The sequence below is a fragment of the Ferrimicrobium sp. genome (assembly GCF_027319265.1).
Lineage (GTDB): Bacteria > Actinomycetota > Acidimicrobiia > Acidimicrobiales > Acidimicrobiaceae > Ferrimicrobium.
This window is the reverse complement of the sequence record NZ_DAHVNP010000028.1, coordinates 132783-150541: the sequence shown is the minus strand read 5'-3', so window position 1 is coordinate 150541 and position 17759 is coordinate 132783. Positions and strand designations below refer to the sequence as shown.

General features: G+C 57.4%; 19 protein-coding genes and 1 other RNA gene. 9 read left to right on the top strand and 11 right to left on the bottom strand.

The genetic code is table 11. The annotated features are described in order from the left end of the window. The 5 genes from M7439_RS03610 to M7439_RS03590 form a co-directional block, all read right to left on the bottom strand. Window positions 1-240 (bottom strand): helix-turn-helix domain-containing protein (locus M7439_RS03610; RefSeq protein WP_298346968.1); only part of this gene is annotated, 240 nt, incomplete at its 3' end. Between the two features lie 717 nt (window positions 241-957). Continuing rightward, window positions 958-1176, bottom strand: a complete 219-nt coding sequence (locus M7439_RS03605; RefSeq protein WP_298346965.1) for a hypothetical protein — start codon at window positions 1174-1176, stop codon at window positions 958-960. Between the two features lie 15 nt (window positions 1177-1191). Next, window positions 1192-1926 (bottom strand): enoyl-CoA hydratase/isomerase family protein, encoded by a 735-nt coding sequence (locus M7439_RS03600; protein ID WP_298346962.1) that lies wholly within the window; start codon window positions 1924-1926, stop codon window positions 1192-1194. Between the two features lie 3 nt (window positions 1927-1929). Next, complete coding sequence (locus tag M7439_RS03595; protein WP_298346959.1) at window positions 1930-2253, bottom strand: NifU family protein; 324 nt, start codon at window positions 2251-2253, stop codon at window positions 1930-1932. Further along, window positions 2253-2735, bottom strand: a complete 483-nt coding sequence (locus M7439_RS03590; protein WP_298346957.1) for an inorganic diphosphatase — start codon at window positions 2733-2735, stop codon at window positions 2253-2255. Before M7439_RS03590 ends, M7439_RS03595 begins: the two co-directional genes overlap by 1 nt. Before the next feature lie 71 nt (window positions 2736-2806). Here M7439_RS03590 and M7439_RS03585 point away from each other — a divergent pair, with 71 nt between their 5' ends. From M7439_RS03585 to M7439_RS03575, 3 genes are all read left to right on the top strand, one after another. Then, a complete protein-coding gene (locus tag M7439_RS03585; RefSeq protein WP_298346954.1) occupies window positions 2807-4027 on the top strand; it encodes an MFS transporter in 1221 nt (406 codons plus the stop codon). Further along, a complete protein-coding gene (locus M7439_RS03580) occupies window positions 4020-4484 on the top strand; it encodes an RDD family protein (RefSeq protein WP_298346951.1) in 465 nt (154 codons plus the stop codon). The genes M7439_RS03585 and M7439_RS03580 overlap by 8 nt, the downstream gene beginning before the upstream one ends. Window positions 4485-5204: 720 nt before the next feature. Further along, window positions 5205-6257: a hypothetical protein gene (locus M7439_RS03575; RefSeq protein ID WP_298346948.1), complete on the top strand. Its 1053-nt coding sequence runs from the start codon at window positions 5205-5207 to the stop codon at window positions 6255-6257. Window positions 6258-7104: 847 nt separating this feature from the next. On the opposite strand, the gene M7439_RS03570 is transcribed toward M7439_RS03575, so the two are convergent. Next, window positions 7105-7491 (bottom strand): hypothetical protein, encoded by a 387-nt coding sequence (locus tag M7439_RS03570; RefSeq protein ID WP_298346945.1) that lies wholly within the window; start codon window positions 7489-7491, stop codon window positions 7105-7107. A gap of 92 nt (window positions 7492-7583) precedes the next feature. Further along, window positions 7584-7929: RNase P RNA component class A (gene rnpB, locus M7439_RS03565), an RNA gene on the bottom strand. 88 nt (window positions 7930-8017) lie between these two features. Here rnpB and M7439_RS03560 point away from each other — a divergent pair. Continuing rightward, window positions 8018-8224, top strand: coding sequence for a hypothetical protein (locus M7439_RS03560; protein WP_298346942.1), 207 nt, complete (start codon window positions 8018-8020; stop codon window positions 8222-8224). 620 nt (window positions 8225-8844) lie between these two features. After that, on the top strand, window positions 8845-9477 hold the full coding sequence (locus M7439_RS03555) for a GNAT family N-acetyltransferase (RefSeq protein WP_298346941.1): 633 nt from the start codon (window positions 8845-8847) through the stop codon (window positions 9475-9477). Between the two features lie 292 nt (window positions 9478-9769). Here M7439_RS03555 and purE read toward each other — a convergent pair whose 3' ends face one another. After that, window positions 9770-10258 (bottom strand): 5-(carboxyamino)imidazole ribonucleotide mutase, encoded by a 489-nt coding sequence (purE, locus tag M7439_RS03550; protein ID WP_298346939.1) that lies wholly within the window; start codon window positions 10256-10258, stop codon window positions 9770-9772. After that, window positions 10251-11330 (bottom strand): 5-(carboxyamino)imidazole ribonucleotide synthase, encoded by a 1080-nt coding sequence (locus tag M7439_RS03545; protein ID WP_298346937.1) that lies wholly within the window; start codon window positions 11328-11330, stop codon window positions 10251-10253. Before M7439_RS03545 ends, purE begins: the two co-directional genes overlap by 8 nt. A gap of 165 nt (window positions 11331-11495) precedes the next feature. On the opposite strand from M7439_RS03545, the gene M7439_RS03540 reads away from it, so the two are divergent. Then, the gene (locus tag M7439_RS03540) at window positions 11496-12476 is read left to right on the top strand and encodes a cytochrome c oxidase assembly protein (RefSeq protein ID WP_298346936.1); all 981 of its coding nucleotides are present in this window, start codon (window positions 11496-11498) and stop codon (window positions 12474-12476) included. 129 nt (window positions 12477-12605) lie between these two features. On the opposite strand, the gene M7439_RS03535 is transcribed toward M7439_RS03540, so the two are convergent. Both M7439_RS03535 and M7439_RS03530 read right to left on the bottom strand, forming a co-directional pair. Next, a complete protein-coding gene (locus M7439_RS03535; RefSeq protein ID WP_298346934.1) occupies window positions 12606-14015 on the bottom strand; it encodes an FGGY family carbohydrate kinase in 1410 nt (469 codons plus the stop codon). Next, window positions 14012-14353, bottom strand: a complete 342-nt coding sequence (locus tag M7439_RS03530) for a hypothetical protein (protein ID WP_298346932.1) — start codon at window positions 14351-14353, stop codon at window positions 14012-14014. Before M7439_RS03530 ends, M7439_RS03535 begins: the two co-directional genes overlap by 4 nt. Before the next feature lie 320 nt (window positions 14354-14673). Here M7439_RS03530 and M7439_RS03525 point away from each other — a divergent pair, with 320 nt between their 5' ends. The 3 genes from M7439_RS03525 to M7439_RS03515 all read left to right on the top strand — a co-directional run bounded on the left by M7439_RS03525 (window position 14674) and on the right by M7439_RS03515 (window position 17735). After that, complete coding sequence (locus tag M7439_RS03525) at window positions 14674-15093, top strand: rubrerythrin family protein (protein ID WP_298335605.1); 420 nt, start codon at window positions 14674-14676, stop codon at window positions 15091-15093. A gap of 744 nt (window positions 15094-15837) precedes the next feature. After that, entirely contained in the window at window positions 15838-17148 is a 1311-nt protein-coding gene (locus tag M7439_RS03520; protein WP_298346931.1) for a heterodisulfide reductase-related iron-sulfur binding cluster, read from the top strand. Further along, entirely contained in the window at window positions 17145-17735 is a 591-nt protein-coding gene (locus M7439_RS03515; protein ID WP_298346929.1) for a DUF3501 family protein, read from the top strand. Before M7439_RS03520 ends, M7439_RS03515 begins: the two co-directional genes overlap by 4 nt. Window positions 17736-17759 lie beyond the last annotated feature (24 nt).

The following is a 17759-nucleotide window of genomic DNA, read 5'->3' as shown; positions in this document are numbered from 1 at the left end:
TGCCGTAATCGCATCCACCCTGTTGTCGACGTATCGCCCAGAGAGCTCCACACCCGAACCACACACGTCCAAAAGTCTGCCAAGTGTGGGAATACTCGGTTGAACCCGATGGGATTCAATGCGTGCTACTTCCACATTGCTCACCCCGGCGAGCGCAGCGAGTTGGCGCTGAGACAGGCCTGCTTGCGCCCTTGAACGCTTGAGCAAATCCCCAGCGAAGCAGCTCCATTTGTCGGTCACCCCTGCAATGCTAGCAGATATGCTTACACTATCCGTTGCTTCCTTCTCCTGCAAGGCTGGTCAAACAATCTCGTGGATCCCACGTTGTCTCTTACTGCTCAGTCCCGAAAAATCGCTCGCATATCACAATCGATACCAGCCTGTGCGCCTAGCGCAAGCGTCGGGTAACGTGTCGAGACCCTGCCTCTTCGCGGACGAACTCGCCAAACAGATCGAGGTTGAGAGCCTCTTCCAGATCGGTGACCTCTAACAATAGGCAATGTCCATGCTGGGGTAGAGCCCTGCTTCTTTCTCCATCATGTGGTGCTCGGTGCTCAAGACAATCGTGGACTCTTCCTCGCTCACTCTCTCCTCGGGAATGTGAAGCTGGGTGGAGATGCCACGCGTTGAGGACACTCCAAGACCATTCTTGGCACTACACGGTTCCAGTGGCAGTCAGCAGGGCCCTTGAGCTTTCATTGATGATGTGCAATAACTTCAACATCTTCCTATCTGCGGTGGTATCGAACGTGAAAGTAAAAGCCCAGGCGACATTCGCTCCTATGGGGTGTTTGGTCCCCGGATCTGTTATGGTTGGTCCTCTCACATTCGAGGTCGTTCATCTCAGGTGGATCACCCCACAAGTGTTCCAACCACTTCAACTGGCCCCAACCCTCGATGCCCGTCAAAGATCCTCTCTGCGTCGTCGGTGCTGGTCGCTACGTGAATGTTACTGGGTTAGATCCGCCCGTGTTCTGTCTCCCAGTTGAGGCAACGTCGATGCCAATGACGACGTAGTTCGATGTTGTCGATCGGTACGACGACAAAGTGCCCGGTCCCCGGTGGGATTTCGGTGTTGCAGCCTGGGCAGAGATACCACTTCGTCGCTTGGTAGGGTTGCACGAAACGGATCTGGGCGACCGCTTTGGTGATGGGATCGATTCCCTCCTCGGCCACCGCAAGAACCTCGAGTTAAAAGTTGGTCAGAGTCGAGGCGATACTCGGATCCGATAGCGCGGCCACCTGGGCAATCACCTCAAGGTCGATCGCTTGGGTCAGCGAAGACGCCGCTCGATTGAGGAGCGATTTGGTGAGAGCGAGGGCAGTAGGGGAGCGTTGCGTGAGTCGATCGGCCCATTCAAGCGAAGTGGAGAGGACTTGGTCGTCATCGACGACGGTGTTGACGAGTCCCCAGGTAAGTAACTCTTCACCGACGAGCCGCGAGGCGAAGAAGGCCAATTCTTTGGCTCGATGGAGCCCGATCCGCTGGACAAGAAGTGCTGAACCGCCGTAGTCGAGTGTGAGGCCACGATCGAGGAAGATCTCACTCACCATCACCGATCGACCAGCGATGGCCAGATCGCAGGCGAGTGCGAGGTTGAGTCCCGCACCTACTGCGACGCCGTTCATGGCAGCAATGGTTGGCTTTGCCACGGTGGCAAGTGTCCGTGCGCAGCGATGTACCCGGGCGAGATGGGCGAGGGGGTTCTGCTCATAGTTGGCGAGCGACTTGAGATCAGCGCCTGCAGAGAAGCTATCCGCGGTACCAGTGAGGACGATCACCCGCACCGCCTGGTCATGATCGGCGGCGGTGAGTGCCTCTGCGAGCTCGTCGAAGTCCTCAAGCCTGAGTGCATTCTTTTTTTGGGCCCGATCGATCCTGAGGACTGCGGTCGCACCATGGTCGGAGCGCTCGATTACCCCCACGGGTCAACTCTTGCGAATCGAGATCGGCACATAGGCGCCAGTGCCAAGGCGCGCACTTTCTTCGAAGTCGAGTGACGTGTCGAGATCGCCTTCGACATCGGTCACCCAAGGAAGCTTGGCCTTGAGAATGCGCTCCACACCGAGTTTGACCGTGGTCGTTGAGATCGCACAACTCGAGCATGCCCCTGAGAGGCCAACGACGACCTTGCCGGTCTCGGTATCGACGGAGGCAAGGTACAGATCACCGCCATCGGCCTGGACGGCAGGTCGGAGTTTGGTAAGCAACGCTTCGAGTTGGGCACGGCGCTCTTGGTCCACGGTAGCCATCAATGCTGATACCTCTTGATGGAGGCCTCGATCTCGTCACGCGCTTGGGCGAGGTCGCGCCAACCCTCAATGGTGACCGACTTACCCGGCTCAAGATCCTTATAGTGGCTAAAGAAATGCTCGACTTCGTCCTGGACATGCGTTGGTAGGTCGTTCAACTCTTGGTAGCGCTCGTAACGGACATCCTTGGCGGGGACACCAAGAATCTTCACGTCACGCCCATTCTCGTCGGACATGACAAAGCACGCCACTGGTCGAACCTTGACATGGCACCCTGGGAAGGTCGGAACGTCGACGAGGAGGAGGATGTCGAGCGGGTCACCATCCTCTCCGAGGGTGTCATCAATGAAGCCGTAGTCAAGTGGATAGCTCATCGGTGTAAAAAGGGTGCGATCGAGCCAGACCGCTCCGGTCTCGTGGTCGACTTCGTACTTGTTTTTGGATCCTCGCGGGATCTCGATGATTGCGGTAATCGGGTCCATGGGTCGTGCTCCTTACTCGAGGTACCCTATAAGTCTACCTGCCCTGATAGGCTGGTAGACAAAGCAACTCTATGGCTCATAAGCGTATACCTACACTCTTGCTCGCGATTGTGGCCGGTGTTGGTGTAGCGAATACCTACTATTTGCAGCCACTGCTGCATATCGTCTCGGTCGCGCTCCATCTCTCCGGCGGCAACGCGGGCTTTTTGATCACCGTCACCCAGGCCGGCTTTGTCGTCGGTCTCGGCGTCCTGCTCCCGCTCGGCGATCGCTTCGACCGGCGGTTCTTAATCGTGTTGTCACTGTTGTTGGCCGGCCTCTTCGATATCGGTGCGGGACTCGTCACCGGTACGATCCCGCTGGGTGTGTCGCTGATCGGGGTCGGGATCTTTTCGGTCGTCGCTCAGCTGGCCGTCACCTATGTGGCGGCCGCAGCACCGCCGGAGGTTCGATCCTCCGAGATTGCAAAAGTCATGGCTGGGCTGTTGGCGGGTATTGTGCTCGCACGCACCTATTCGGGGGCGCTTGCTGATCTCGCCGGTTACCACAGTGTCTTTCTCGTCGCAGCCGCTGCCTCGGCCATTCTTGCACTCGTCGTCTGGCTGCGCCTCCCAGCTGAGAGTGACAAACATGCAATTGCCTTTGTCGACATGTGGCGTGATGGTTTCCGTCTGTTGCAACGAGAGCCGATCCTTCGGCTTCGCTCCTTCCTCGGCATGTTGAGCTTTGGGGCGTTTTCGATCTTCTGGACGACGATGGCTTTTGCATTGTCGGCGCATCCGTATCACCTCAGTTCGGGCCTGATCGGGCTCTTTGGCTTCGCTGGGTTGGCAGGTGTGCTCTCGGCTCGCGTCGTTGGCGCCTTAGCTGATCGCGGACACACTGCATTCACGACCGTCATCTCCTTTGCGCTTATTGCACTGTCGTACTTTGCCTTTTTCCTGACCCACGATTCGATCGTGCTCTTCGTTGTCTTGACGGCGACCCTTGACGCGGGTATCCAGGGTGCTCAGCTGTCGAATCAGAGTCTGATCTATCAGCTCGCACCCGGAGCACAAGGTCGCATCACCATGGTGTACATGGTCTTCTACTTCCTCGGCGGCGTGCTCGGTTCCAGTCTTGCCTCAATACTTTATGGGATCGGTGGTTGGGCAGACGTCACGATCGCTGGTACCATTGCTGGGGTGCTGGGCCTCGTGGTGTGGGGTGCGCTAGCGCTTCGCGAGCGCCGATGGATCCAAGCGATCGATCATGTGGATGTAACGAGTGGGATGGAGCGACAGAGTGAGTGATGCAGTACCGGGCGCGGAGCTTGCTTCGATCGGTCGTCGAGTCGAAGCTTTTATCTTCGATGCGCTGGTCGTTTTCTTTGGTAGCTTGATACTCGAGCTGTTGCTCGGAGGTATGGGTGGGCTTGAGAATCCGATCTTTTCGGTCGTTCGCTTTGAGATGGGTCCGATTGTCTACATCATCAACATCGCGCTTATCGTTGGATACTTTGTCCTGATGCGTGTCATGGTCAACGGACAGACCCTCGGGGCGCGTGCGGCCCATGTACGAGTAGTTCCCATGGAGGGGACTGAGCTTGAGCCTGTCACCGTCCTCATCCGGCTGGTTGTCGCCTTCATCTCGATGGCGGTGATCTTTCTTGGCTACCTGCCAGCACTCTTTGATCCTGAGCGCAGAACACTACAAGACCGAATCGCCCATACGATCGTCGTCTGGGAGTCTGCCACCGTCACCCCATAGCCCACAAAGGTTGTACGAGCCCCTGACTGCAACAAGCAGCCCGCCAACCGTCGGAGCAAGCCGCAGCGGCCCATGGGGAGACACAGGGTCATTGGGGAGACACAGGGTCATTGGGGAGACGAAACACTCCCTTGTCAGCGGGCAAAGACGGCTCCAAGGAGGTCAGCTCTTGTGGGTTGTGAGGGCGAATACGACGTGTTGGGTGTAGTGGTTGAGCGCGCAACCTAGAACGAAGGACAGGGTTCAAATGTCCAGGTTTAACGACATGCCACCGATACATGCCTGCTTTGTTCGTGTGAGTCATCGGACCCGGGTGCCCCCATCGATCACTCACCGCACCCGCTGGTATGATCGCTATCTGTTTCAAACCTTGTCTCTTGCAAGGCTTGTCGTTTCTAAGCATTGTCTCTTTCCAGTTTTGTTACTGACGAGCGATGAGAACGCTGAAATCCTGGGGCCCTCCAACCAGTTCTAGTCCCAGTGGATCCGAGCGGATTCGTTGAGAGAACGCTTGATCACCCACCATCGTCCGACGAATCTCCTTCGTGACAGGTGCTCCTGGGCTTCAATGCTTCGTCGCAGAGTGAATACGTTCCTTCTTGGTTGTAAAGATCTAGGAGAAATAGTTCTCTTTGTACATCTGGATTCGGTGGCGGTTCCGAAGGACCAGTGTGATCGGTCTTCTACTGATGCCGGTTGCACCGAGACGAGGAGATGTCAATGAAAGTTCGCCGTGGCGGTTTGATGGCTAGTTTGGGAGTGCTAAGTCTGGCTGGTCTCCTTGGGGTTGCGGTATCTTCTGGCAGCGTCGCTTTATCAGCTACAAGTTTAACAAGTGCATCGGTGACAACTGGAATGCCTGCGGTGGGCTATCACCTCGCCGCTGCTGATGGCGGAGTCTTCAACTTTGGCGCGTCGGGATTCTACGGCACTACTTACAGCGACGGGATCACCGGACTCACTGGATCACGACCGCTTGCAGCTCCGATTGTAGGCGTGGTTGAAGACCCGATGGGCGGTGGATACTGGCTGGTCGGCAAGGACGGCGGAGTCTTTAACTTTGGCGCGTCGGGATTCTACGGCAGCACCTACACGCTTGGCCTCACCGGTTTGAGTGGAACCCACCCCCTTGCCTCACCCGTGGTGGCCATGGCGGCGACGCCCGATGGGAAAGGTTATTGGTTGGTTACCCAAGATGGTACGGTCTACAGCTTTGGCGATGCGAAGTTCTACGGTAGCACCTACACGCTTGGCCTCACCGGTTTGAGTGGAAGACACCCTCTCTCAGCCCCGATCGTCGGCATCACCTCGACACCCAATGGCGGTGGATACTGGCTGGTCGGCAAGGACGGCGGAATCTTTAGCTTTGGCGATGCGAAGTTCTACGGCAACACCTACTCCGATGGCCTCACCGGTTTGAGTGGAACCCACCCTCTCTCTGCTCCGATCGTCGGCATGGCGACGACCCCGAATGGAGCTGGTTACTGGTTGGTGGGCGCTGACGGCGGTATATTCAACTTCGGTGATGCTGGCTTCTATGGCAACACCTACTCGCTTGGGCTAAGTGGGTTGGGTGGTAGCCATCCACTCGTATCCCAGGTCGTCGGCATTGTCCCAACAGCGAATGGTGGTGGCTACTGGATGGCGACTCAGGCAGGGTTCATCTATAGCTTTGGCGATGCTGATTTCCTTGGCAACACCTACTCGCTTGGGCTAAGTGGGTTGGGTGGTAGCCATCCACTTTCCGCCCCAATCGTCGGCATTGCTCAATAACGAGCGTTGCTCGACCTCGGGCTGCTTGCGCTCGTGGGCGCACCATCGATAGCAGGAACGTTGCAATGCTGACGATCAGACGCTGATCGTCGCTCCTGACCGTAGGAGTATTTTCGTCGAGTGCGGGTCTGAAGGTGCGCAAAACTAGCGATTGAGAGTAGGGAGTTCGAAATCGTCCTCTTCAGCATCCGCGAGCAATGGTAGCCTCTGATCCTACTCATCTCAGGATGAAGTACGAAGTTTGGACTCCGTTTGTGTCGCATTCCACAGGCTGGCCCAGCTAACGGCGATGTGGTGAGGAAGTCAATGAATGGCCGGAGACGTGGTGTGTTATCGTTGTGCAAGGGATGATGACCAGCGGGGGTCGTCGTAGGGTGGCTGCGCTGCATCAATCGCCGGTACACTGCTTGGTCGATCGCTTGCTCCACGGCGTCCAGGAATGCTGTGCCGGCTGCGTCTCATGCGACTGAGTCTCGTCGATCGTCGCGGTGTTGTGAGAGTTCGTCAGTGGCTCCGCGACACTTCGTTCAATGGTGATGGGAAAGTAGTTGCAATGGTGCCTGTCGTGGTTCCAGAGAGTCTTTGGGTCGAGGTCGCCGCAAGTCTTGGGGCTGGGGTGCTAGCGTAATTGTCTATGCCAGCACTTCGTGAAGTCGTTCTATTGGAGACGGAGTTACAGCGCGCCGGGTCAGCCCTAGAGGCTCCAGGTCTGCGCGATGCACGGAGAGAGGCCAAGCAGAGTATTTCCCGACTTGAGGAGCAGGTGCGGAGCCTCGAAGCAGCTGAGGTGGCCGCAACTGCACGAGCTGAGGAGCTGGCAGCTGAACAGGCTGATCTGGCGTCACGACTACACCGTGTTCGAGCCGCAGAGGGCGCTCGTGATTATCGCCAGGCAACCCAGATCGAGCATGAGACCGAGGTACTCCAAGGCAAGCTCGATGCGGTCGAGGAGGCTGAACTTGAGTTGATGGAGGAGTCTGAGGAGCGTAAAGTCAAGCTCGCGGATGCAGTCGCCGAACTCGAACTCAAACGAGCCAGCTACGCCACCTTGGTAGATGATCAGGAGCGACTTCGCGGCGAGCTTACGGCCGAGCGTGAGGCCAAACTGGCTGAACTCAATGCGCTTATTGCTCAGTTGCCTGAACCCACTGCAGCACTGATCAGAGCCGCCCATGAGCGGGGGATACGACCGGCGCTCGCACTGGTGCACGGCGGCTATTGTGGCAACTGCCATATGGCTCTGTCCAGCGCGTTGCGCGGTAGGGTCGCATCGAATCCGTCAGCCTTGTCGCCATGCGAGGAGTGCGGCGCGCTACTCGTGGCGGAGGACGAAGGGGATCTGTAGGCGGGGTTCTGTCCAGCTTTCGCTTGGGTGATCATCCATCTATGCGGCCTACCACGAGTCGTATCGGACGGGCAGCCCTAACTCAAATTTGGCCTTGCTCCGGATGGGGTTTGCCGAGCCAACTTCGTCACCGAAGCTGCTGGTGCGCTCTTACCGCACCGTTTCACCCTTACCGTTGGGTCAAACATTGCTGCTGACAACCAACGGCGGTCTGTTCTCTGTTGCACTTTCCTGCGAGTCACCCCGACTGGCCGTTAGCCAGCATCCTGCCCTATGGAGCCCCGACCTTCCTCAGAGCTTTCGCTCCGCGATCACCCGATCCCCTTCGTCCTTTCCATGCTAGATCGTCGAGTTTGCCATCTGGCCTATCGTTGCCTATACTTAGTCTCGTGCAACCAAGGGAAGGTGGGGAGTAGTGGACACCGAGATCCATAAGATTCCAAAGCCGATTGCGGCATTGTTGGTGTTGATCGCGATCATTGTGATCGTCATGATCGGTGGAGCGCTCGCCCAGCAGGGATCCCTTGGAGAGCGCTCCTGGCAGTATCCTGCCGTTGGTCATACGGTCAATGGCTACGCTGGGGCACCGGTCGGTTCACCTATCTATCACTCACAGCAATAGGCACGTATCGCCCAACAGGTTCCCCTAGGGAGACGGGCTCGCTTCGTGTGGACGTGCGGTAAGGTCGTTCCCAATCTCGTTTCCAACGGTTTCTTCAAGGTGGCGGCTCTACATTCCTTCGGAGTCTGTGTGCTTCAAGGTTGATTGATCCGATACTGCTCAATGATACTCGTCGAGACACTGAGCTAGAGTTGGTGGACGGTTGGTTGATTGACACCCTTCTAACTGATGGTTGTGTCCCAGTCGGTCGTGACCGTGAAGGATTGAGGCTCGATGATGCAGCGATAACCGTATCCGCGCATCGCCTTGTTGCACAGTTGCTTGTTGTAGGGCGTTTTGTTGCATGTGGTTCCTTCTTTGGACCAAAGCTCGGGCGTACTGATGTGTAGGGTGTTTGAACGTGAACCGTAGCTGCTGCATACCCGGTTGCGACGCGTGAGTGCCCATGTGGGCTGCTTACCCCAAGCCAAGCTCAAATGATGCTCCGTCCGGTAGGCTAGAATAACGATGTATGGTAGTGACGTTTGGCAACGATAGATGGCCCCAATAGATAGTAATGATAGGGCAGTGAGATGGCCCGGTCAAACACCTGGGCGTTTGGGGGAGAGGAAGTATCGTTGATGTCGAGCAATGATCGTGTTGAGGCGGGTCCCCAATTTGTTCCGCCAGAGATCCTTCCTGCTGGCTGGCTCAGATGTCGCCTGATCGAAGAGGGTGATGTTGCACGTCTCTATGACGCGGTTGTGGCGTCTCGGGCCGACCTGCGGCAGTGGATGCCGTGGGCGGCGGACGACTACACCATTGACATGGCTGAGGAGTTCATCTCGGCTCAGCTTCGACTGGATGGGCAACTCGCTGCCGAGGCGGTCTATGTCCCCTACGATGCAGATCACCCATTCCTGGGTAGCTTTGGTCTTCATGCCCGCCTCGGTCCAGGGGTGCTCGAGATCGGGTACTGGGTCGATTCACGGCAAACTCGCCGAGGTGTTGCGACTCTGACGACGGCCCTACTCACGGAAGCGGCCCTCTCGATTCCGGGGATCGACAGGGTCGAGGTCCATCACGACGAGGCTAACCGGGCCAGTGGAGGAGTGCCTCGCCGGCTTGGCTACACCCTCATCGACTCTGTAAAGCGTGAACCCGAGGCTCCTGGTGAGATCGGAGTCAACTGTCGGTGGCAGCTGCATCGCTCGGATTGGCCATCCAGTGCTGGGGCACGACTCTTGACCAGCGTTCGCGCCGCATCGCAGTAGCCAGCTGGGTTCGGGTTGGTGGGTGCCTCCGGGGTTGGCAATACGGGTAGTAACGAGCTCGACCATGCATGGGCAGATAGCCTGTTGGGGCGAGTGAAGACTCTCTCTGCTCGACCAGCGGCTCTGGCACGCGGACGATCGGGTTCGAGGAGCCTTCTGAGGGGATTGTACAACCGGGGGGATTGCTACCAGAACACCCGACAGCTCCATGCCTCGATGGAGACAGGTCTGACGGGTGGATGTTCAAGCAAAAGGTGTTCCAGCGATCACGGTGAGTCGGGAACGATGACCCTCAGCGAGTCGGCGGTAGTTTCTTGTTGCGAGAGGCCTCTGCGTTTGCCTGGAGATAGTGCTCCATTTGCTCTGCGAGCTCTGAATCACTGGTCGCAAGAATACGGACGGCGAGGAGCGCGGCATTCGCCCCATTGTTGATCCCTACGGTCGCGACTGGCACCCCACGGGGCATTTGTACGATGGAGAGTAGGGAATCGAGGCCTTCGAGGTTCGCAAGGCGGATAGGTACCCCGATGACTGGCAAAACGGTGGCTGCCGCAAGCATCCCAGGTAGGTGGGCCGCGCCACCAGCACCCGCGATGATCACTTTGTAACCCTTTGCGGCTGCAGTGGCGGCGAAGTCGAGCATATCGTGTGGGGTGCGATGTGCGGAGAGGACCTGTGCGTGATAGGGGAGTGCGAAGTCATCGCAGACCTCTACTGCTTGGGACATTATCGGGTAGTCAGAGTCCGAACCCATCACGATCGCGATATGCGCATTACTCATGGATGCAGATCTTATCCCTGGCCCGATGGGCGAGCTGCGAGGCCTCAGCGACGGTTGCTGCTGTCGCGGTCACATGGCCGACTTTTCGACCTGGTCGCCCCTCCTTCCCGTAGAGATGGAGACGAGTGTTGGGAGGTGGTTCGTAATCGTCGAGGGAGGTGAGCTTCCCCAAGAGGTTGACCATTGTCGCAGGAGTACGCATGTTTGTGGGACCAAGAGGAAGTCCAGCGACTGCACGGAGATGGTTTTCGAACTGTGACGTTGAAGCGGCCTCAATGGTGAGATGTCCGCTGTTGTGCACTCGGGGAGCAATCTCATTCACGTACAGCTTGCCGGCGACGACGAAGAACTCGACGGCCAAGACGCCGACGTAGGCCAAGTCACGGGCGATCGCCGTAGCGATTGCCCGTGCCCTTCCCTCGAGATCCTCGCTTGCTCCGGATGGCCACTGCACCTCCACGCAGATCCCATCGCGTTGGACTGTCCGTACTGGTGGATAGGTGGTGATGTCCCCTTCGGGTGTGGAGACGGTCAGCACGGCGATCTCGGTATCGACTTCGAGGAGTTCCTCAAGAAGCCAGGGGGTGTCACTCGTGACGAGGGGATCGAGTTCTGAGGCTTCGTTGATCCAACGGACACCGCGACCGTCGTAGCCTCCCGTGATAGCCTTCGCGATACAGGGTAGGTCGAAAACGGTATCGGCATGCAACTTCACAAAACGGGGGATCGGCAACTTCAGTCGTTGGAAGAGCTCTCGTTGGGCCAGCTTGTTGGCAGCGATAGCCATCGTGTCGGCAGATGGTCGAAGACAGACACCTCGCTGTTCGAGTTCTTTCAGGACCTCGATAGGAGCCAACTCGTGTTCAAAGGTCAAGACGTCGACTTGACTTGCAAAGCGTTCGAGTGAGGCAAGGGTCAGCTCGTCGACGGTCACGTTGGCCGCCTGGCCCGCGATACCTTCGTCACCTGGGCGCACCAGGAACGAGATCGCAAGGTCGAGATCCAGTGCTGCGCCAAAGAGCATGCGAGCAAGCTGCCCACCGCCGATGACTCCGATACGTTGAGGGGTCATCGTTGACCTGCTTGATGAAACGGCACGTAGTTGCATTCATGAGAGATAGCTGCACACATTCAGGGTGGGACCTTTCGTTGTTGAGTAGGTTCGAACCTAACGTTTGCGAATCTGCTAGCCTACAAGCTAGACGGGTTGAGAGGTTGGGGTTTGTACGTGTACCTGATGGCAATGTCGATGGTCATAGTGAAGGCGGGTTCAGTTCTCGGCTATGTCGTTGATAACTGGCATGTCGATTGGTACGCGGTAATCCTTTGTGGGTTGCCGATCGCTGCCTACTGGCGAGGACACATTCGTCGTATGCGTACCCAGATGTCTCCTGAGATTCGGGCGGGTTATGAGCGCAGGGCGCTCGCTATGTTGATCGCGAACGTTTTCATGGTGGTGGGCTTCTTCTCGCCGATTCCAATTTGGGCGATGGTGTATCAGTGGGTACACATGATTTGGCACCTCGATCTCATGGTATTTGCCCCACCTTTCCTCATCATCTCCGACCCTTGGGCCGAGATGGCAGAGGGTGTTCCGGCTTCGCTGATGGAGCGGATGCGACGGGGGTACCGGACGCTAGCTTCTCATGAACGAGTAGCGCGCTTCGCGCGAGTGGTTAGCTCGCCGTGGGCGGCGGTGATCGCGTTCGATAGTGCCATGTGGATCTGGCACGTTCCTGGTCCGTTTGACTGGGCGATGCAGTCTTCGGGGAGGATGGAGCTGATGATGTTCTCCTTCTTCTTCGCCGGTGTCTTCATGTGGTACGTCGCGATCGATCAGGGACGGCGCCGCTATCACGAAAACGGTATTCTGAGGTTCGCTCACATCGCTTCGGTCTCGATGTCGTGCATGCTGCTAGCAATCCTATTGGGGCTGTCGTCGGGTGCTTGGTACTCAGCCTTTGACTGGGCGATGGGTACCTATCGTACAATGTCGCTCTTGGCTGATCAACAGATCGCCGCCGGTATTCTCTGGGTCTTTGGTGCGGTACCGTGGTTTATTGCTGGGATCTACGTTCTGCGTGATGCACTTACCGATGAAGAGCGTGGTGAGAACAATATCACCGATACCTTCCGTAGTTTTGTCCTGCGGCGAGTCCGCGTGGCTCGACCGACTCCATCGGTGACGAGCTACGAGAACAATTCGCGGCCGGTTTAGACTCTCGCGGTGCACCGCGCAGTGTCTATATGCCGGGTTCAAGGGGTCGTCCGCCAACGTAGAGCATCGCTCGCAGCTCGGAACGTCCGTTGCACTTTGGCAGCGAGACCCTGCGAGAACGAGACCCTGCTAGAACGAGACCTTGCTGAGCGCAGGCAGTGCCTCTCGAGCTAACTCCAAACTCTGATGGTACTGCTCGTAGTAGTGCGCCACGAAGGCGGTGTCTCCAGGCTCGACGATACGCCCTCTCGGGAGGGCTTCTCGTGGGATGCCGAGCGCAAGACGCGCTGCTCCGAGAGTTGTTGCCTCAGGGCTGGGAGAGAGTACGAGCGGTTGTGGGGTAAGTGCTGCGAGAGCGGAGGCGACGATGGGATTCGAGGCGACCTTGCCATCGAGGCCGATTGATTCCAGTCGTGCACTGCTGTCGTGGGTGAGCGCTCCGATAAGGTCGGCGGCGGCGCAGGCGATGCCGAGAAGGAATCCATGGACGATTTCGGGTCGACCGGCAGTGGGGGCTAGGTTGGCGATGACACATCGGCCGCCAAAGTCCCAGATCGGAGCACCAATTCCTGAGTGAGCTGGCACGACGGTGGGGATCGCTTCAGGTATCGCCTTGGCTGCGACCTGTTCGGAGTCATCGGGGCTGTTCAAGAGTCCGTTGCGCAGTAACCAGCCAATGGCCGAGCCTGCGTTCATCCAGAACGCCTCGAGTCCAAAGGTGGCGCGTCCTGATGCGGTGGCGGTGACGATCGGAAAGGTGCCCTGAGGGCCTCGACGGTCATAGCGAGGGGTGTCCTCGGCCAGGTCGATGTCGGCTACCGCGGAGGTTCCGAGGGTGACCTTCGCCTTCGCGCGTTGGCCAGCGAGTGAGGCCTGCTGATCTGCGAGCGTGACCATGATGGAGGCTGGACCATTTGCCGTTATGTAAGCACCACGATTGGCAACGACATCGATGATCGGGGCAAGATTGTTGATGCTCATCCCTAGTAGCTCAAGCTTGGAGGTATCCCAACGGACGCCAGAGGAGTCGACTAAGCCGGTCATTGCTGCGTTCGTGGCATCGGTCGCGAGCACACTGCCTTCGGTAAGGGCGAAGGTCAGCCAGGTATCGATTGTGCCGACCATGAGATCAGGGTATTCAGATCCATAGCGATCCAAGAGCCAGGCGAACTTGGTTGCGGATTGATTGGGGGCGAATGCGGCACCTGCGCGTGAAAGGGCGAGGCACTGACTCGCAGTTCGTAAGTCCTCCCAACTAATCGCCATCCCGATCGCTCGAGGTCGGTTGCGCTCAAAGGCGATGGCGCTGGATCGTTGATTCGTGATCGCGATGCGATCAAAGGAACCAACGGAGGCGACCTTGTCCAGCAGTTGTTGACATCGATGCAGCATCTCCATCGGATCAAAGGTCACGTTCGCCGTGCCTTCACGTAGGAGTTGCAAGGGGGTCGCGTAGCTGGCAAGTACCACCAACCTTTCATCGACGAGCGAGGCCCGCAGCGAACTCGAGCCAACATCGAGGACCGCCACTGTTGTCATCGTCGGATCTCGATTCCCTCAGCAACACCCGGTTCGGGTTGGCCAAATGAGATCGGGGCACCCTTGGACTGGGCGATAACGACAGCACCGCTGTGCTGGTGGCCAGGAACTGGCTGGTTGCGAGGTTGTCGTGGCGTGGTTAGTCGGGAGGGTCTCCTCGGGTCCCAATAGGGGCCCATGAGTGGAGGGCCGGTCGGTTCGTCGGTGGAGGCCGTGTTGTGGTTGGGGATGATGTAGACGAGGGGGTGGCTCATCGTTCCCAGCGGTTCTTTTTCGATCGACACACCAGCAGTGAGGCTGATCATGATGCGGGTGTTGGATAGGGCTCCGTTGGTCATCGTGACAACTTAGCATCTATGTGGCTTGGTGACGATGTCTTTGCCATTAGAGACCACGACACCTGCTGCATGAGGAGCCAACTTTGGTGGTCACGGACGTTGAGATGAACATCGCCCACCAGGTGGGTGAGAGAGTTCTCGCAAAGACTAGGATGGAGCGGTCAGCGTGTTTTGACAATCTCCAAAGGTGGAATGATTCTAGATGATGCCGCCCTCATGGGCATGGAGCTGATCATACAACATGCTGATGGTCAATACTGGCCCTCGGTGCAGTGGCACTCGAGGGGCTGGCTTGCTACGAGAGACAGGAAAGGAAGTTCATGGCTGAGCTGAAGACGTCAAAGACCGCCGAGAATTTGAAGGAGGCGTTCGCTGGTGAGAGCCAAGCGAATCGACGTTATCTCTATTTTGCCCAGAAGGCCGATGTCGAAGGCTATCCCGACGTTGCCGCGTTGTTCCGCTCGGTTGCCGAGGGTGAGACGGGACATGCTTTCGGCCACTTCGATTTCCTCGCTGAAGTAGGTGACCCAGTCACCGGTGCGAAGGTGGGAGCAACTGAGGACAACCTTCGTTCCGCGATCGAAGGAGAGACCTATGAGTACACCGAGATGTACCCAGGTTTTGCCCGTACGGCTCGCGATGAGGGTTTTGTCGAGGTAGCAGAGTGGTTTGAGGTCCTTGCTCGTGCAGAGAAGAGCCATGCTGGTCGCTTTGGCCAGGGACTCGAGTCGATCTCGTAATCGGACTTGATCTGTTGAGGTCTGCCTGAGAATCTTGGGCAGGCATCGTTGCATGCATGGAACAACGTAGACGTGTTGGCGGGGCTTGGATCGTCGTTAATCGATGCGGTGATGCCAATCCCCGCCAGCGGTCGACACCATGTCTGCTATTGCAACGACGGCCAATGATGCCTTGTTTGGTGGTGGGTTCCAGCTGCTCCTTCGGTTGGCATAGTGCGGACTGCGAGGCTGTTCAGCTGGGTGTACGGGCGCAAAATGAGACGTAGGGTTACCCCGCGATTCGAAGCCTCCTGCGGACGATTGGCGCGCGGCAAAACCGCTGTAGCGTTTGCGTATGGGGTGATCCGTCAGCATGGGAGACGAGGGGTATGGGCCGAGACCAAAGCCAAGTGAGACGGGTTTGCTGGAAAGGGCGATTCGCTCGTCATGACCGCATCAAGATCACCGAATCAAGACAGCTGAATCAAGACAACCGAATCGAGATGGCCGCATCAAGATGGCCGGCACTCCTGGGTTGTGTGCGGTCGCACCGCGGTGAGGAGATGAGCCTTCGTGAAGCTGAGAGGAACCAAACTGATACCAGCCAACCATGCCCTCCTCCACCAGTGGGGAACGATGATGAGTCACAAGTCACAACGGTGGATCGTTCTTGGTAGGGCTACGATGCAAGGTGACACCCCATGATTGGTGTCTCCATGTCGTTGAGAACCATAAGCCAGAGAGATGGAGATGAGGTAGGAGTAGATGACGACAACCTATGACCCGAGTGAGCCAAAGTACTATGACGAGGGGGATCTACGTGAGGAACTCGGCCGGGTTTTTGAACTCTGCCATGGGTGTCGAATGTGTTTCAACTACTGTGATTCATTTCCACTGTTGTTTAACTTTGTCGATTCCAAGGATCAACAGCATGCTGACTTGACCCCGGCTGAACAGGACGCCGTCGTGGATGCCTGCTTTGGCTGCAAGATCTGCTATGTCAAGTGCCCCTACATCCCACCGCACGAATGGGCGCTTGATTTTCCACGACTGATGTTGCGGGCGCAGGCGGTCCGTACCGCTAATCATCAACGAGATCTTCGGAGCCGGGTCACCGATCAGGTGCTGGCACGCACCGACACCGTCGGTGCCCTCAATCAGGCGTTGCCAGGGGTGGTGAATCCGATTGTCTCGCGTCCTAACACCGGTATTCGCAGAGTCATGGAGCAGGTCGCTGGTGTGTCTAGCCAACGCTTGCTTCCCTCCTATGGCAAGGTTCGTTTTTCTCGTTGGTTCAAGGATCGGTTGCCTCGATTCATCAGCGAACCGCGGGCAACGGTGGCCATTTTCCCGACCTGTTTCATCGAGTATATGGCACCCCAGATCGGTGCGGATGTGACCACCGTCTACGAGAGCCAGGATATCGCTTGCTCGTTGCCTGAAGGTGTCAAGTGTTGTGGGGCACCCTGGCTGCACCAGGGCAATGTCGCTGAGTTCACTCGACAGGCGCGAGCGAACGTCGAACGACTCGATGAGGTCGTACGGCAAGGTAAAGACATCATCGTCTCGCAGCCAACGTGTGCCTATGTGGTCAAGCGAGACTACCCCATCTACGTACCAGGTGAGCAGTCGGAGAGAGTTTCGCAGCACACCTTTGATCCAAGCGAGTATTTGGTGAACCTGATGCGTAAGGATCGTTCGATGACGCTAGGCAACGTCGAGCTTGACGAGGAGGTAGTGTTTCACGCAGCTTGTCACACGCAAGCCCAAAACGTGGGGCTTAAAGGACGTGACCTGTTGAAAAAGCTTGGAGTCAAGGTCCGGGTCGTTGCCAAGTGTTCCGGTATCGATGGAACCTGGGGCTACCGAAGCGAGAACGCCACCTCCTCGCTACGGATGTCCGCATCCCTGGCCGATCAGATCGCCAAGACGAAGGCGACCACGATCGTCGGGGATTGCCACTTGGCCAATACCGCCATCGATGAGGCGCTGGGCGTTAGGGTCGAACACCCGATTTCGCTGGTAAGAAAGTTAATGGGTCTCGATACCCAACCTCCCTTGAAAGGAAATGGATGATGCGAACGCTCACCGTGAACGACATTTTAGATCTACGCGCCTATGAGAAGGTCCGTGCCGAGATGCGCCAAGGGGTGATCGACCTCAAGCGAGTACGCCGCGTCTCGCTCGGCACCATGATCTCCGTTGTCTTTGAGAACAAGGCGACGATGCGTTTTCAAGTGCAGGAGATGGCCAGGGCGGAACGAATGATGCGAGATGAGGATATCCAAGCCGAGCTTGATGTCTATAACGAGCTCATACCTCGAGAACATGAACTTGTCGCGACGCTGTTTGTTGAGCTGACCTCCAAAGCTGAGCTTGAAGAGTGGTTGCCAAAGCTAGCTGGCGTAGAGCGGTCGCTCGAACTGATGGTCGACGAGGTGGCCGTGCCAGGGACGATTGATCCAGCCCACGCCGAACAGCTCTCTCGTCCCGACGTCACTGCATCCGTCCATTATCTGCGTTTCTCCCTTCCCGAGAGGGCGGCCGTCTCCTTTGTGGACCGCGACGTCCGTCTGCTCGTTCACCATCCTGCCTATGAGGCCGAGACTGGTTTTGGGGATGAACTCAAGCGGTCGCTCGCGGCAGACTGGCAAATAGGCTAGGTTCAGGAACGATCGATAAAACGA